This is a genomic window from Bradyrhizobium sp. USDA 4452 (genome assembly GCF_054063575.1).
Window position 1 is genome coordinate 1432850 of the sequence record NZ_JBSSGK010000001.1, and the last position, 15769, is coordinate 1448618.

The window sequence follows — 15769 nt, forward strand, 5'->3', positions numbered from 1 at the left end:
CTTCGCTCCATCCGGGCTACAGCGCGCTCGCCCTATTTCGCCTCGGCGAAGGCGGCGAGAATGCGCGCCCAGGAGCGGATACCCTTGTGAAAACTCTTGAGGTCGTATTTCTCGTTCGGCGAATGGATGTTGTCGTCGTCGAGTCCGAAGCCGACCAGCACGCTGTCGAGGCCGAGCGTGCGCTTGAAATCGGCGACGATCGGGATCGAGGCGCCGGAGCCGATCAGCAGCGCCTGCTTGCCCCATTCGTCGGTCAGCGCCCGGCGGGCGGCGGCCAGCGGCTTCATGTTCCAGTCGAGCGCAATCGCCGGCGCAGAGGAATGATCGGTGAACTCCGCCTTGCAGTCCGCCGGCAGGCGCGCCTTCACATAATCGCGGAACGCCTTTCGGATCTTCTCGGGATCCTGCCCTTCGACCAGGCGGAACGACACCTTCGCCGACGCCTCGGCGGCGATCACTGTCTTCGAGCCTTCGCCGGTATAGCCGCCGATGATGCCGTTGATGTCGCAGGTCGGGCGTGACGAGACCTGCTCGATCAGGAGCCGATCCTTCTCGCCGGCAGGCACCGAGAGGCCGATCGGCTTGAGGAAACTGTCCGGCGTCAAATTGAGCTGCTTCCACTGCGCCAGAATGTCCGGCGGCAAATCCTTCACGCCGTCATAAAAACCGGGGATGGTGATATGGCCGTTCTCGTCATGCAGGCCGCCGAGGATCCGCGTCAGCACGCGGATCGGGTTCTGCGCGCCGCCGCCGAACACGCCGGAATGCAGGTCGCGATTGGCGGCCTTGATCTTGACCTCATCATAAACGAGGCCGCGCAGCGAGGTGGTGATCGCCGGCGTGTTCGGGTCCCACATGCCGGTGTCGCAGACCAATGCGAAGTCGGCCTTGAGATCGGCCTTGTTGGCCTCGAGGAACGGCACGAAATTCTTCGAGCCGATCTCCTCCTCACCCTCGATGACGATGGTGATGTCGACCGGCAGCGATCCCGTCACATTCTTCCAGGCGCGGCACGCCTCGACGAAGGTCATCAGCTGTCCCTTGTCGTCTTCGGCCCCGCGCGCGACGATGATCTTGCGTCCGTCAGCATGGTCGGTCACGACAGGCTCGAACGGCGGACGATGCCAGAGATTCAGCGGATCGACCGGCTGCACGTCGTAGTGGCCGTAGAACAGCACATGCGGCCGCCCGTCGGTCGCGCCGTTCAGCTTGCCGACCACGGCCGGATGGCCGGCGGTCGGCCGGACCTCGGTCTTGAAGCCGAGGGTTGCGATATCCTTGGCGAGGTGATCGGCGGCCGCCTTGCAGTCGTCGGCAAAGGCCGGATCGGCCGAGATCGATTTGATCCGCAGCAGCGTGAACAGCCGCTCGAGACTGTTGTCGAAATCGGCGTCGATACGGTCGAGGACGGGCTGCAGCTTGGCGTTGGACATCGCTCATATCCTTTTGGTTTGGACATTGCCGACGTTGTAGCGCGCCGGCCGCCCGAGGCAAAGCCGGCTGTCCATTCCGATCGGGTGATCGCGATGCTACCTGCGCAGGATTCCACCGAGCGCGCCGCGCACCAATGCGCGACCGATCGAGCCGCCGACCGAACCACCGACCGACTTGCCGAGATCTGCGACCACGCCGCCGACCACCTTGTCGGTCACCGAGCGCGTGACGTTGCGCGCGATCACCTGTCCGGTCGAGAGCCGGCCGCGCTTGACATTGGTGCCGAAGATCGTGGCGACGATCGAGCCGATCTGGCCGAGGATGCCGCCGCCTTCGCCAGGCGCGCCGTCCGCCGGCGTCGCCGTGCCGGCGAGGCGCTTCTGGATGATCTCGTAGGCGGACTCGGCATCGATCGCGGTGTCGTATTTGCCCTTCACCGGGCTTGCATCCATGATCGCCTTGCGTTCCTCCGGCGTGATCGGCCCGATCCGCGCCGACGGCGGCCGCACCATCACCCGCTCGACCATCGACGGCGTGCCGCCGCCCTCGAGGAACGAGACCAGCGCCTCGCCCTTGCCGAGCTCCATGATCACCCGCGCGGTATCGAGCTTCGGATTGGGCCGGAAGGTCTGCGCGGCGGCGGCAACCGCCTTCTGGTCGCGCGGCGTGAAGGCGCGCAGCGCGTGCTGCACGCGGTTGCCGAGCTGCGCCAGCACCTTGTCCGGCACGTCGATCGGATTCTGCGTGACGAAATAGACGCCGACGCCCTTGGAGCGGATCAGGCGCACCACCTGCTCGATCTTGTCCATCAGCGCCTTCGGGGCATCGTTGAACAAGAGATGCGCCTCGTCGAAGAAGAACACCAGCTTCGGCTTCGGCAGATCGCCGGCCTCCGGCAACTCCTCGAACAGTTCCGAGAGCATCCAGAGCAGGAACGTGGCGTAAAGCCGCGGACTCTGCATCAGCTTGTCGGCGACGAGGATATTAACCATGCCCCGGCCATCACGGTCGGTTCGCATGAAATCCTTCAGCGTCAGCGCCGGCTCGCCGAAGAACTTGGCGCCGCCCTGGTTCTCGAGCACCAGGAGCTGGCGCTGGATCGTACCGACCGTCGCCTTGGACACATTGCCATAGCTCTGTGCGGCCTTGCGGATCGGCGCCAGCGGATCCTCTTCGCCATCGGCAGCCTTCTTGCTGCCGTCGGGCGCAATCGCATCCAGCAGGGCGCGCAGATCCTTCATGTCAATCAGTGCGAGGCCATTCTCGTCGGCGACCCGGAAGGCGACGTTGAGCACGCCCTCCTGCACGTCGTTGAGATCGAGCATTCGCGACAGCAACAGCGGCCCCATCTCGGTGACGGTGGCGCGCACCGGATGCCCCTGCTCGCCGAACACGTCCCAGAACACGGTCGAGAATTGATCGGGCTGGAAGGTCAAGCCCATTTGCTGGGCGCGCTTCACGATAAAGTCCTTGGCCTCGCCGACCTCGGAGATACCGGAGAGATCGCCCTTGATGTCGGCTGCGAAAACCGGAACGCCGGCGCGCGCAAATCCTTCAGCCATGACTTGAAGCGAGACGGTCTTGCCGGTTCCGGTTGCACCGGTGACGAGGCCATGCCGGTTCGCCAGCGCCAGCGTCAGCCAGGCTGTCTCCTCACCCTTGCCGACAAAAATCTTCTCGTCGGTATCGGCCAACTTGTTGTCGGAGGTCGCCATCGCTTCGCCTCTTCACGCAGATTCAGATCGTTTCGATCATCGCACCCGGTTCGATACTCGAACCCGGTTCGAAACAGCGAACCCGGCTCGATACCGAACCAGTGCCATCATATTGCATCTTGCCGGTCGATTGAAACCGTCACCGCAAGCTGACGTATATTGTCGCGCCACAGGTTCCTGATATTTTATTCCCGGCGAAGTGACGAAAGGCATTGCGCATTGCGACGAGATGGTGTGAATCCGCCGCTCACTCTTGCAGCGAGGCCACAGTCACGACGCGATCGAAAAAGAAAACCAACTGAAATGCGCGGATCGCTTGTATTTCGTGACACAGGCGCTCAAGATAAATTCCGAAGAACAACCCGGCAAAGTCCGGTTGAGGCGGGGCAAGATGGACGAATTGGTTGGACAGCTGGCCGCGAAGGCCGGCATCGACGGCGCTGTCGCTGAAAAAACCATCGGCATCGTTCTGGGTTTCCTCCGTAGCGAGGGACCGTCCGATAAAGTCCAGGCTTTGATCGACCAAATCCCCGGCGCCGAAGCGGCAATCGCCGCCTCCAACAACAGCGGTGGTCTATCGCGGTTGATGGGCGGCGGCTTGATGGCTGTCGGCACCCGGCTGATGGCGCTTGGCCTGAGCATGGGTGAAATTCAGAACGTCGCGCGTGAACTTTTCAGGTTCGGCCGCGACAAAATCGGAGCGGATCAAATGGGCGAGATCATCTCGGGGACGCCCGGCCTCAGCCAGTTTGCCTGAAGCGCTGTCCCAACGGCCCTGCACGCGCGCTCCCTTCTACCTGTTACCTGCATACGAGTATCATGACATACCCCCTCTCCGAGATCGAAGGCCTGTCCGCCTATTGCGCCACCAAACTGAAATCGCAGGGTATCCGCACGACCGACGCACTGCTTGAAGCCGCCCGCACCGTCAAGGGACGCAAGGCGCTCGCCGCGAAGACCGGGATCAGCGAACAACAATTGCTCGAGTGGGCCAACATCTCCGACTACATGCGGATTCCCGGCATGGGCAAGGCGAAGGTCGGGCTGGTCCGCGCCGCCGGCGTCACCACCGTACGCGAGCTCGCGCACCGCAACCCGTCGCGGCTGGCGCAAAGCATGAAGGACGCCAATGTGCGGCGTAAGCTCGTCCGGGTGATGCCTTCGGAGAAGTCAGTCGAGCTGCTGATTGAAGAGGCACGCAAGCTGCCTCCGAAAATCACTTATTAGCATCACTACTAGGCTGCCCTGACCGGACCCGCTGCCGCCGGCACCCGACATCGTCGCGACACCTTGACTTGCCGCTGCGGTCAGCGCAAAGCCACCGCATGATGGCAACCAGGCCCATAGCATCGGCGGTGACTGGCCCGGCCGCATCAGCGGTGCTGCCGGCACTGCTGTCGCGGGCCTATCCGGCGGTGATGGGCATCCTGAACGTGACGCCGGACTCGTTCTCCGACGGCGGCCAGTTCATCGCGCCCGAACAGGCGCTGGCACAGGCCCGCAGGCTGATCGCCGAGGGCGCCGACATCATCGACATCGGCGCGGAATCGACCCGCCCCTATGGCTCACGGCCGGTCTCCGCGGAAGCCGAAATGGCGCGGCTGAAGCCGGTGCTGGCCGAGGTGGTCGCGCTCGGCGTGCCGGTCTCGATCGACAGCATGAAATCGGAGGTCGTGGCCTTCGCACTCGACCAGGGCGCTGCGATCGCCAATGACGTCTGGGGCCTGCAGCGCGATGCCGGCATGGCGCCACTCGTCGCCGCAGGTGGCGTGCCCGTGATCATCATGCACAATCGCGAGCAGGTCGATCCTGCGATCGACATCATGCAGGACATTACGGCGTTCTTCGAACGCTCGCTCGAGATCGCGACGCGCGCCGGCATCGCGTCGGGCCAGATCGTGCTCGATCCCGGCATCGGCTTCGGCAAGACGCCGGAGCAGAGCATGACGGCGCTGGCGCGGCTCGCCGAGCTCGACGCGTTCCGCCTGCCGGTGCTGGTCGGCGCCTCGCGCAAGCGCTTCATCAGCACGGTCGTGGCCTCCGAGCCGCAACAGCGGATCGGCGGCTCGATCGCGGCGCATCTGATCGCGGCGCAGAATGGCGCCCGCATCATCCGCGCGCACGACGTCGCGGAAACCGTTCAGGCGCTGCGGGTGGCCGCGGCAATCGAGGGACAGCAATGACCGACACGATCTTCATCACCGGGATCGTCATCCATGCCCGTCATGGCGTGATGGAACATGAGACCGAGGTGGGGCAGCGCTTCGTCATCGACCTCGAGCTCTACACCGACCTCTCGGAATCCTCGCGCACCGACCGTCTCTCCGACACGGTCTCCTATTCCAATGTCGTCGCGACCGCGACCTCGGCATTCAAGAACACCAACTACAAGCTGCTGGAGCGCGCCGCCGGCGCGGTGGCAGAAGACATCCTGGCCTCGTTCCCGCGCGTCCGCGCGGTCAAGGTCACCGTGCACAAGCCGCACGCACCGATCGCTGCGATCTTCGACGATGTCGGCGTGGTGCTGACCCGCTCGCGGCATCCGCTGCCACATGGCTAGCGTGCTGATCGCACTCGGCGGCAATGTCGGCGACGTCCGCTCGACGTTTCGCAAGGCGATCGCCAATATCTGCGGCATGGCGCAAGCGGCGCTCCTTGCGCGCTCGTCGGACTATTCGACGCCCCCCTGGGGCGAAGCGCAGCAGGATAGCTTCATCAACGCCTGCATCGAGATCGACACCAGCCTCGATCCGCACGCGCTGCTGTTCACGCTGCACAAGATCGAGAGCAAATTCGGCCGCGATCGCAAGAACGAGCAGCGCTGGGGTCCGCGCACCCTCGACCTCGATTTGATCGCCTATGACGACGTCGCGCTCGACAAGCCGGAACTGACGCTGCCGCACCCGCGTTGGTTCGAGCGCGCCTTCGTGCTGGTGCCGCTGGCCGAGATCGTTCCCGACCGCGTCATCGCCGGGCGCCGTGTCGCGGATGCGCTGGCGGGGGTCTCGACGGAAGGTATTTTCCGTCTAGCGGACCTCGACTAAAAGTCCGGCCGCCGCAAACAAAAGTTTGGCTTGGCCGCCCGCCCGTGGCAATTTCCGGCCAAATCAAGCGCCCCGTCGCGGGGCCGATGAAGGACGATTTGGGCGGATGACGACCTCGACTGACGATTTGGCTCTGGCTTCGGATTTTGCTCCAGCGACCTATGACGACTGGCGCAAGCTGGTCGACGCCGTGCTGAAGGGTGCCCCGTTCGAGAAGCTGGTCAGCAAGACCTATGACGGTCTGAAGATCGATCCGATTTACCGCCGCGCCACCAACGTGAGCCCGCTTGCCGGCCGCGCCGCCGCGACCCCCTGGCACATCCTGCAGCGGGTCGACCATCCCGACGCCGCAGCGGCCAATGCGCAGGCGCTGCAGGATCTTGAGAACGGAGCGACCGGCCTCGAATTCGAGTTCGCCGGCGGTCCCGGCGCGCGCGGCTTCGGTCTTGCCGATGCCAGCAAGAAGACGCTGGCGCGGGCCTGCGGCGGCGTCCATCTCGATGCCGGCATCATGATCGCGCTCAACCCGGTGATCGGACGCGAGAACGCTGGCGAGACCTTTGCCGAGATGGTCGAGGCCCGCAAGCTCGATCCCGCCAAGCTCGACCTGCATTTCAATTACCAGGCGCTCAGCACGATTGCCGTGCGCGGTGCTGCGACCACAGCCTGGGCCGACTACGCGAAGCCGTTCGGCCAGGTGGTGAGCGGCCTGATCAAGCGCGGCTTCAAGGGGCCGTTCGTGCTGGCCGACGGCCGGCCGGTGCATGATGCCGGCGGCTCCGAGGTGCAGGAGCTCGCCTTCACGCTCGCGACCGCGCTCGCCTATCTGCGCATGCTGGAAGCCGCAGGGCTCGATCTCGATGCGGCACGCACAGCCGTGTCGTTCCGGCTCAGCGCCGATGCCGACCAGTTCCTGACCATGGCGAAATTCCGCGCGCTGCGCCGACTATGGGCAAGGATCGAAGAGGCCTGCGGCCTCACGCCGAAACCGATCTTCGTCAACGCGCAGACCGCCTGGCGGATGCTGACCCAGCGCGATCCCAATGTGAACATGCTGCGCGCGACGATCGCGACCTTTGCCGCCGGGCTCGGCGGCGCCAATGCGATCACCGTGCTGCCGCACACGCTGGCGCTCGGCCTGCCCGACGATTTCGCCCGCCGCGTGGCGCGCAACACGCAGCTCGTGCTGCTCGACGAGTCCAATCTCGCCAAGGTCACCGATCCCGCGGCCGGCGCCGGCGGCATCGAGACTTTGACCTCACAGCTCTGCGAGGCGGCGTGGTCGCTGTTCCAGGAGATCGAGAAGGCCGGCGGCATCTTCACCGCGCTTGAGCAAGGGTTGCTGCAACAGAAAGTCGCCGCAACGCGGGCCCAGCGCGAGACCAATGTCGCGAAGCGCCGCGACGTGCTGACCGGCGCCAGCGAATTCCCCAATCTGCACGAGACCGACCTCGCAGTGCTGGATGTAAAACCATCAGCGCCGATCTCCACCGCCGGTGCCAAGGTCAAGTTCGACGCCCTCGCGCCGATGCGGCTCGCCGAACCGTTCGAGGCGCTGCGCGACAAGTCCGACGCCGCATTGAAGGCGCGTGGCGCGCGGCCGAGGATATTCCTCGCCAATCTCGGCACGCCGGCGGATTTCACGGCCCGCGCCACATTTGCAAAGAGCTTCTTCGAGACCGGCGGGATCGAGGCCATCGACAGCGAGGGCTTTGCCGATCCGGCGGCGCTGGCCGCGGCCTTCAAGGCCTCCGGCGCGACGATGGCGTGCATTTGTTCCTCGGATAAGGTCTATGCCGCCAGTGCCGCTGAGGCGGCCAGGGCCCTTCACGGCGCCGGGGTAAGGCATATCTATCTGGCAGGGCGGCCCGGCGAGCTGGAAGCGGCGCTGCGGGCGGCCGGCATCGGTGAGTTCGTCTTCGCCGGCGGTGACGCGCTGGCGACATTGCGCGACGCCTATCGGCGGATGGAGCAGGCATGACGGCAGAGGCACCAGCGAAACCCGTTCTGACCGGCGGTTGCCAGTGCGGCGCCGTGCGCTTTGCGGTATCCGCGGCGCCGAACCGGGTTAGCATCTGCCACTGCCGGATGTGCCAGAAGGCCTCCGGTGCGCCGTTCGCCTCCTTCGCCGATATCAACAAGGAGGATTTCGCCTGGACCCGCGGCAGACCGGCGGCGTTCAAATCCTCCTCGATCGCCGAGCGCGACTTCTGCGCCGCTTGCGGCACGCCACTCAGTTTCCGCCGGATCGACGGTCCCCGCATCGAGATCATGACCGGCGCGTTCGACCGGCCCGACCGGGTGATCCCGACCCAGCAATTCGGAACCGAGTCCCGCCAAGGCTGGGTGGTCGGCATCGCCAACCTGCCGAGCCAGACCACGATGCAGAATTACGGACCGGACAAGATGGCGACCATCGTCAGCCACCAGCATCCGGATCATGACTAAGGAAGCCAAGGAATGACCCGCATTCCCAATTTCGCCGATGTCGCCTTCCAGCCCGTTGCGGCGGCGATGCCTGCCGCGAGCACCGAGCCGTGGCTGACGCCCGAAGGCATTCCGGTGAAGTCCGTCTACGGCGAGGCCGATCTCCAAGGCATCGACTTCCTCGAGACCTGGCCCGGCATCGCGCCCTATCTGCGCGGGCCCTATCCGACGATGTATGTCAACCAGCCCTGGACCATCCGGCAATATGCAGGGTTCTCCACGGCGGAGGATTCCAACGCCTTCTATCGCCGCAACCTTGCGGCCGGACAGAAGGGCTTGTCGGTCGCGTTCGACCTCGCCACCCACCGCGGTTATGACTCGGATCATCCGCGCGTCTCCGGCGACGTCGGCATGGCCGGTGTCGCGATCGATTCCATCTACGACATGCGCACGCTGTTCGCCGGCATCCCGCTCGACCAGATGAGCGTGTCGATGACCATGAACGGCGCCGTGCTGCCGATCCTCGCGCTGTTCGTCGCCGCCGCCGAGGAACAGGGCGTGCCGCCGGAGAAGCTGTCGGGCACCATTCAGAACGACATTCTGAAAGAGTTCATGGTGCGCAACACCTACATCTATCCGCCGGCACCCTCGATGCGGATCATCTCCGACATCTTCGCCTACACCTCGCAGCGGATGCCGAAATACAATTCCATTTCGATCTCCGGCTATCACATGCAGGAGGCCGGCGCGACGCAGGACCTCGAGCTCGCCTATACGCTGGCCGACGGCGTCGAATATCTGCGCGCCGGGCTTGCCGCAGGCCTCGACGTCGATCGTTTTGCCCCCCGCCTCTCCTTCTTCTGGGCGATCGGCATGAACTTCTTCATGGAAGTCGCCAAGATGCGCGCGGCGCGGCTGCTCTGGGCCAAGCTGCTCAAGCAGTTCAACCCGAAGGACCCGCGCTCGCTCAGCCTTCGCACGCATTGCCAGACCTCGGGCTGGTCGCTGACCGCGCAGGACGTGTTCAACAACGTGATGCGCACCACGATTGAGGCGATGGCGGCAACGCAGGGCCACACCCAGTCACTGCACACCAACGCGCTCGACGAGGCGCTGGCGCTGCCGACCGATTTCTCGGCGCGCATCGCCCGCAACACCCAGCTGTTCCTGCAGCAGGAGAGCGGCACCAACCGCATCATCGATCCCTGGGGCGGCTCCTATTACGTCGAGCGGCTGACCCACGATCTTGCGAAGAAGGCCTGGGGTCACATCCAGGAGGTCGAGGAACTCGGCGGTATGGCCAAGGCGATCGAGGCCGGCGTGCCGAAGCTCAGGATCGAGGAAGCTTCGGCCAAGACCCAGGCGCGGATCGATGCCGGCCGGCAAGCGGTGATCGGCGTCAACAAGTTCAAGCCGGAGAACGAAAAGCCGATCGACGTGCTCAAGGTCGAGAACTCCACCGTGCGGCGCTTGCAGATCGACAAGCTGGCGCGACTGAAGAAGGAGCGCAAACAGAAGGACGTCGATGCGGCGCTGGCTGCGCTGACCCGCTCGGCCGGCGAAGGCAACGGCAATCTCTTGGCGCTCGCCATTGACGCCGCGCGTGCCAAGGCCACCGTCGGCGAGATTTCGGACGCGATGGAAAAGGTGTTCGGCCGCCACCGCGCCGAGATCAAATCCATCACCGGCGTCTACAAGCGAGAGGCAGCGGCGATGTCCAACAAGGTCGAAAAGGTGCAGGCGCTGATCGACGCCTTCGAAGAGGCCGAGGGCCGCCGCCCGCGCATCCTGGTCGCGAAGATCGGCCAGGACGGGCACGACCGCGGCCAGAAGGTGATCGCATCCGCCTTCGCCGATGTCGGCTTCGACGTCGATATCGGGCCGCTGTTCGCAACCGCCGACGAGGCCGCGCGGCAGGCGGTCGAGAACGACGTCCACATCCTCGGCGTCTCCTCGCTCGCAGCAGCCCATCTCACCGCGGTGCCGGAACTGAAGGCCGCGCTGAAGAAGCACGGCCGCGAGGACATCATGATCATCATCGGCGGCGTGGTGCCGCCGCAGGATTACGATGCGCTCTATGCCGCCGGCGCCGAGGCGATCTTCCCACCGGGCACCGTGATCTCCGATGCCGCCGAGGAGCTGATCCACAAGCTCAACGCCCGGCTCGGCCATAGCGCGGCGGCGGAGTAACGCTGCCGCATCCCCTCTCCGGTCAGGAGCTTCCATGCGCGCCGCCCGCTCGATGACGCCTGTCCGCATCATTGGCCTCGCCGGCCTGCTGGCATGTCTCTGCCTTCCTGCTCGCGCCGCCGATCCCAAAGCCGATCCGAAGCCCGACGCCACGATCAAGAATGCGAGCATCGAGGCCAACGTCTATCTCGACGACAAGATCAAGGCAGATGACGCGCTGGCGGCCGATTGCCTCGCCGAAGGCAGGACGTGGATCGACAAAAACGCGGCGGAGGCAGCTTCCGCGCGCAAGGACGAGCCTGAGCTGTTCAAGGATCGCGGCGGCTATTCGTTGGAGCGCAAATATTCGGTGCGCTCGATCGTCGACCGCCGCTATGTCAGCGTGCTGCGCGACGACTATATGGACACGCTGGGCGCGCATCCGAACACCGACGTCAACACCATCCTGTGGGACATGGCGGCGAAGAAGCGCATCAGTATCCGCCCCTTCTTCACCGAGACAGCCGACAGCGGCCCGACCCTGACGGCGATGCGCAAGGCGATCGTCTCGGCGCTGAATGCCGAGAAGAAGCGGCGCGGCGCCGGCGAGACGGCAAACGCCGAATGGTACAAGGAGCTGAAGCCGACCCTGCTCAAGATCGGCGCCGTGACGCTGGCGCCGTCGACCGTGTCAGGTAAGAGTTCCGGCCTCACCTTCCACTACCCGCCCTATGCCGTCGGCCCCTACGCCGAAGGCCAGTATGTCGTCTTCGTGCCGTGGGAGACCCTAAAGCCGTATCTGGCGCCGGAAGGCGCCAGGATCTTCGGCGGCGCACGGCCGAAGGCCGACGCGGACGATCAGTCGCAATAGCTGCTTCGGCAGGCTCAGCCTGGCTGACGCGCCAGCGCTCTGACCAGGGAGCCGGTCCAGTCCGGAATCCACGCTTGGAACTGGCTGTGCCAGCGATCGGCGTCAGCAGGCGCCGTGTCGAGCTTGACCGACCATTCGATGAAAGTGCGGTTGCCTTCGACGACCGGCAGCAGATGCATCGTGCCCTCGTAATGGGTCGGCTGCGGCGCGTCCGAACCGGCATCCGAAAGAAACGGCAGCGGCTCGATGCTGGCATAGGTCAGCGAATGCTGCGCGTCCGAGTGGCCGGCAAGGCGTTGCCTGACCCACAGCCCGAGATAGCAGAAGCGCCTGACAGCACCGACCTGGTCGCCGCGCTTGTCGTCCTCGATCACGCTTTCGCTGACGCCCTCGATATAGGCGGGGTAATTGTTGAAGTCGCGGATCAGCGACCACACGGTGTCGAGCGGATGGTCGAGGACGGTGCTGTAATAGGCTTGGGTCATGGCAGGCTCCGGATGTTGGTCCGCAGTGATGCGGAACGCGCCCTGATCAACCGCATGGCATCGGCCGCGCCCACCCGATTTCCGATCTCGCGATTGATCGGGGACGAGTGCGGACTCCGCCCTCGCCTGCAACCGACAGCCGTTGTAAACCAAGGCCATGACCTCGCCGAAGCCTGCCGCTCCCGACATCAGCGCCCTCGCCCGTGACCTCCGCGCCGGCCACCGCGCCGCGCTGGCGCGGGCGATCACGCTGGTCGAGAGCAGGCGCAGCGACCACCAGGCGGCGGCGCGCGAGCTGGTGCAGGCGCTGCTGCCCGACACCGGCAAGGCGGTGCGGGTCGGCATCACGGGCTCGCCCGGCGTCGGCAAGTCGACCACCATCGATGCGCTCGGCATGTTCCTGATCGAGCGCGGTCACAAGGTCGCGGTGCTGGCGGTCGATCCCTCCTCGGCGCGCACCGGCGGCTCGATCCTCGGCGACAAGACGCGGATGGCGCGGCTCGCCGTCTCCGACCAGGCCTTCATCCGCCCCTCGCCGTCCTCGGGCACGCTGGGCGGCGTCGCGGCCAAGACCCGCGAGGCGATGCTGTTGTGCGAGGCCGCCGGCTTCGACGTCGTGCTGGTCGAAACCGTCGGCATCGGCCAGTCCGAGACCGCGGTCTGCGACATGACAGATTTCTTCTTGGCCTTGATGCTGCCGGGGGCCGGGGACGAATTGCAGGGCATCAAGAAGGGCCTCGTCGAACTCGCCGACATGATCGCGATCAACAAGGCCGACGGCGACAACCTCAAGCGCGCCAACCTTGCCGCCGCCGACTATCGCAGCGCGCTGCATATCCTGGCGCCGCGCTCCGAGCACTGGCATCCGCCGGTCGAGACCTATTCGGCGCTGACCGGCGCCGGCCTCGACCGGCTCTGGCAGAAGATTCTCGAGCACCGCACCGCGATGAGCGCCTCGGGCGAATTCGAGACCCGCCGGCGCGAGCAGCAGGTGAAGTGGATGTGGTCGATGCTGGAGAGCCGGATAATGGCGCGGCTGCGCTCGGACGCTTCGATCCGCGCCAAGGTCAAGAAGATGGAGGCCGAGGTCGCCGGCGGCCGCATCTCACCCGCGGTCGCCGCCGAGCAGATCGCGGAGATGCTGCATTGAGCGGCAAACTGCGCATCCTCGTTACCGGCTTCAAGCCGTTCCCGGGTGCGCCGTTCAACCCGACCACGCCGCTGGTCAAGCGGCTGATCGCCCTGCGCCGGCCGGCTTTCGACAACGTCGTGCTGACGAGCCACATCTTCGACGTCACCTATGCTGCCGTCGACCGCGAATTGCCCGAGCTGATCGCACGAGATCGCCCGCAGGCGCTGTTGATGTTCGGCCTCGCCGGCCGCAGCTCGCATCTGCGGATCGAGAGCCGCGCCCGCAATGCGATGACGACGCGCTTCCCCGATGCCGGCCGCCAGCATCCGCGCAAGGGATCGATCGCCGGCGGCGCCGAGGCGAAGCTGTTCGGGCCGCACAGCGAAAAGCTGCTGCGTGCCGCGCTGGCCACCGGTATCGATGCAGGGATGTCGCGCGATGCCGGCAGCTATCTCTGCAACTATCTGAGCTGGCGCGCGATCGAGGCCGCGAACAAGAACAACGGCCTGCACCTCGCACAATTCGTCCATGTTCCGCCGCTCGCTCGTGACGGCGCGGCAGCGCCTGGCAAATCAGACATCACGCTGGATGCGCTGGTCGATGCCGGCGAAGCCATGCTGATGGAGCTGGTGAAGCTGACGAGGCAGGCCGTGCGCCCGTGAGCGCGGACAGACCTCGAACAGCTTTTCATCGATCCTGCAACGAACGGCTAACCACGTGGCGACGGTTGCATGCGCGAGGCATGGGAAACGCCTATCAACCAGTGATAGCATGCGCCTCGTTGAACCTATCAAAGGGAACTGCCGTGGCCGGAACGACCAAAACCCGCTCTTGGATTCTGTTGGTTGCGATCTGGGTCGCGCTCGTCGGTGCTCTCCTCGTATGGTTCACGTTCATGAGTAAGCCGGGCGGCGGTTCGCCGTCTTCGGCGATCGGTCTGATTGTGTCCTGGTTACCATTCTTGGCGCTGATGAGCGTCTGGATTTGGCTCACGCGCAGGAATTCGCGCACATCATCCGGAACAGGTTGGGTCGATCTCTATGAGCAGCAGGTCGCAGAATCTCAACGCACGAATGCGTTGTTGGAGAGGATCGCAACGGCTCTGGAAAAGTGCTCGCCGTCTCCGGGTTAGCTCGAACATTAGCGTATCGGCGGAGGTAAGACATGCGCTCCGGGACGTCCGCGCCTCTCTGGATAGTTGCTCTGGCATTCGCCGCAGCCGTCAGCCGGCCAGCGGCGGCTGACGATCGACAGGAGTGCCTGAAAGGATCGAAGGAGACCGCTGCCGCGACGATCGCCGCCTGCACACGGGCGATCGAAAGCGGAGACTACAGCGAGGGGAACCTGTCCAGGCTGTATTATCAACGCGGTTGCTCCTGGTCATGGACAAACGCCGCCGATGGTGTCGACCACGCCTTCAAGGACTACACTGAGGCGATCCGGATTAATCCGAAAGATGCCGACTCGCTGCTCAACCGATCGCATATCTACAACCAGCGGCACGACTACGACCGCGCGATAGCCGACGCTAACCAAGCGTTCGAAAGCGGTTTGTCACGCTATGGAAAGCAGGTCGGATACGGCGAGCGCGGCGACGCCTATCAAGCCAAGGGTGACCACGACCGTGCCATCGCGGACTATACCAGCAGCCTCCAACTGAATGCGAACAACACCGCTGCCCTCATCGCACGGGGCAACACCTACTGGGCCAAAGGCGACCTTGATCGTGCCATCGCCGACTACGACCAGGCGATTGCGCTCGATCCGAAATATGCGCTCGCCTACTACAATCGCGCCACTGCATACCGGGCGAAGGGTGATTTCGATCGCGCCATCGCAGATTCGACTGAGGCGATCGCTCTCTATCCGAAATACGCGCTCGCCTACTATAACCGCGCTTCCGCATTTCAAGCGAAAGGTGACCTCGATCGCGCCATTGCCGACCTGAGCCAGGCGATCGCTCTTTATCCGCGATACAGAGACGCTTACTTCAGCCGCGCCTACGCTTACCAAACCAAGGGCGACTACGATCGCGCCATCGCCGACTACGATCAGATGATCGCGCTTGATCCGAACGACCGGGACGCCTACGGCAATCGCGCCGGTGCGTACCTGCTGAAAGGCGATTTCCGTCGCGCCCTCACGGACTCCGGCCTGGGTCAGGCGCTGCTATGGCTTGTTGCTGCCGCCTTCCTGGCAACCGGGGTTTGGCGTTATTGCCGAACGGGCACGCATGCAGGCGGGTGGTTGTCCGGCCCGGGAACGATTGGAATTCTAGATCGGGAGCTCGCCGAAATGCAGCGCAAGAACGCCGCCCTGGAGAAGATCGCGGTGGCTCTGGAGACGCGCTCGCTGGGTTAGTTCGAATTCCCGGCTCCACGGTCAGGTCCCACATGTCGCGGATATTGGTAACCGACCGCCCTTGCGAAGTGCCGGAGCGCATTATTTCGGAATAATAGAAGAATATCCCTGAGTTGCCCGACGTGTCAATT

Annotated in this window: 16 protein-coding genes; 13 read left to right on the forward strand and 3 right to left on the reverse strand. The window is 64.7% G+C overall.

Features of this window, described 5'->3' with window-relative positions:
- Nucleotides 1-32: 32 nt before the first annotated feature.
- Both ACVISU_RS06990 and ACVISU_RS06995 read right to left on the reverse strand, forming a co-directional pair.
- Complete coding sequence (locus tag ACVISU_RS06990) at nucleotides 33-1433, reverse strand: M20/M25/M40 family metallo-hydrolase (protein WP_456706434.1); 1401 nt, start codon at nucleotides 1431-1433, stop codon at nucleotides 33-35.
- A gap of 96 nt (nucleotides 1434-1529) precedes the next feature.
- Nucleotides 1530-3149 (reverse strand): helicase HerA-like domain-containing protein, encoded by a 1620-nt coding sequence (locus ACVISU_RS06995; RefSeq protein ID WP_456706435.1) that lies wholly within the window; start codon nucleotides 3147-3149, stop codon nucleotides 1530-1532.
- A 391-nt stretch (nucleotides 3150-3540) separates the two neighbouring features.
- Between ACVISU_RS06995 and ACVISU_RS07000 the strand changes: the two genes are divergently transcribed.
- The 9 genes from ACVISU_RS07000 to ACVISU_RS07040 all read left to right on the forward strand — a co-directional run bounded on the left by ACVISU_RS07000 (nucleotide 3541) and on the right by ACVISU_RS07040 (nucleotide 11660).
- A complete protein-coding gene (locus ACVISU_RS07000) occupies nucleotides 3541-3906 on the forward strand; it encodes a DUF2267 domain-containing protein (protein ID WP_456706436.1) in 366 nt (121 codons plus the stop codon).
- 62 nt (nucleotides 3907-3968) lie between these two features.
- Nucleotides 3969-4376 (forward strand): DUF4332 domain-containing protein, encoded by a 408-nt coding sequence (locus tag ACVISU_RS07005; protein ID WP_018270650.1) that lies wholly within the window; start codon nucleotides 3969-3971, stop codon nucleotides 4374-4376.
- A 98-nt stretch (nucleotides 4377-4474) separates the two neighbouring features.
- On the forward strand, nucleotides 4475-5332 hold the full coding sequence (gene folP, locus ACVISU_RS07010; RefSeq protein WP_456706437.1) for a dihydropteroate synthase: 858 nt from the start codon (nucleotides 4475-4477) through the stop codon (nucleotides 5330-5332).
- The gene (gene folB, locus ACVISU_RS07015; protein ID WP_050403309.1) at nucleotides 5329-5709 is read left to right on the forward strand and encodes a dihydroneopterin aldolase; all 381 of its coding nucleotides are present in this window, start codon (nucleotides 5329-5331) and stop codon (nucleotides 5707-5709) included. The genes folP and folB overlap by 4 nt, the downstream gene beginning before the upstream one ends.
- A complete protein-coding gene (folK, locus tag ACVISU_RS07020; protein ID WP_456706438.1) occupies nucleotides 5702-6193 on the forward strand; it encodes a 2-amino-4-hydroxy-6-hydroxymethyldihydropteridine diphosphokinase in 492 nt (163 codons plus the stop codon). The genes folB and folK overlap by 8 nt, the downstream gene beginning before the upstream one ends.
- Nucleotides 6194-6299: 106 nt before the next feature.
- Nucleotides 6300-8174, forward strand: a complete 1875-nt coding sequence (locus tag ACVISU_RS07025; protein WP_456706439.1) for a methylmalonyl-CoA mutase family protein — start codon at nucleotides 6300-6302, stop codon at nucleotides 8172-8174.
- On the forward strand, nucleotides 8171-8641 hold the full coding sequence (locus ACVISU_RS07030; RefSeq protein ID WP_456706440.1) for a GFA family protein: 471 nt from the start codon (nucleotides 8171-8173) through the stop codon (nucleotides 8639-8641). Before ACVISU_RS07025 ends, ACVISU_RS07030 begins: the two co-directional genes overlap by 4 nt.
- 12 nt (nucleotides 8642-8653) lie before the next feature.
- Nucleotides 8654-10810 (forward strand): methylmalonyl-CoA mutase, encoded by a 2157-nt coding sequence (gene scpA / locus ACVISU_RS07035; protein ID WP_456706441.1) that lies wholly within the window; start codon nucleotides 8654-8656, stop codon nucleotides 10808-10810.
- 34 nt (nucleotides 10811-10844) lie between these two features.
- Complete coding sequence (locus tag ACVISU_RS07040) at nucleotides 10845-11660, forward strand: RsiV family protein (RefSeq protein ID WP_456706442.1); 816 nt, start codon at nucleotides 10845-10847, stop codon at nucleotides 11658-11660.
- A gap of 14 nt (nucleotides 11661-11674) precedes the next feature.
- Here the strand turns inward: ACVISU_RS07040 and ACVISU_RS07045 are convergent, their stop codons facing one another.
- Nucleotides 11675-12145, reverse strand: a complete 471-nt coding sequence (locus ACVISU_RS07045) for an SRPBCC family protein (protein WP_050403314.1) — start codon at nucleotides 12143-12145, stop codon at nucleotides 11675-11677.
- A gap of 157 nt (nucleotides 12146-12302) precedes the next feature.
- On the opposite strand from ACVISU_RS07045, the gene meaB reads away from it, so the two are divergent.
- From meaB to ACVISU_RS07065, 4 genes are all read left to right on the forward strand, one after another.
- Complete coding sequence (meaB, locus tag ACVISU_RS07050) at nucleotides 12303-13295, forward strand: methylmalonyl Co-A mutase-associated GTPase MeaB (protein ID WP_456706443.1); 993 nt, start codon at nucleotides 12303-12305, stop codon at nucleotides 13293-13295.
- Nucleotides 13292-13939, forward strand: a complete 648-nt coding sequence (locus ACVISU_RS07055) for a pyroglutamyl-peptidase I family protein (RefSeq protein ID WP_456706444.1) — start codon at nucleotides 13292-13294, stop codon at nucleotides 13937-13939. The genes meaB and ACVISU_RS07055 overlap by 4 nt, the downstream gene beginning before the upstream one ends.
- Before the next feature lie 143 nt (nucleotides 13940-14082).
- On the forward strand, nucleotides 14083-14409 hold the full coding sequence (locus ACVISU_RS07060) for a hypothetical protein (protein WP_456706445.1): 327 nt from the start codon (nucleotides 14083-14085) through the stop codon (nucleotides 14407-14409).
- Nucleotides 14410-14441: 32 nt separating this feature from the next.
- The gene (locus ACVISU_RS07065) at nucleotides 14442-15638 is read left to right on the forward strand and encodes a tetratricopeptide repeat protein (RefSeq protein WP_456706446.1); all 1197 of its coding nucleotides are present in this window, start codon (nucleotides 14442-14444) and stop codon (nucleotides 15636-15638) included.
- Nucleotides 15639-15769 lie beyond the last annotated feature (131 nt).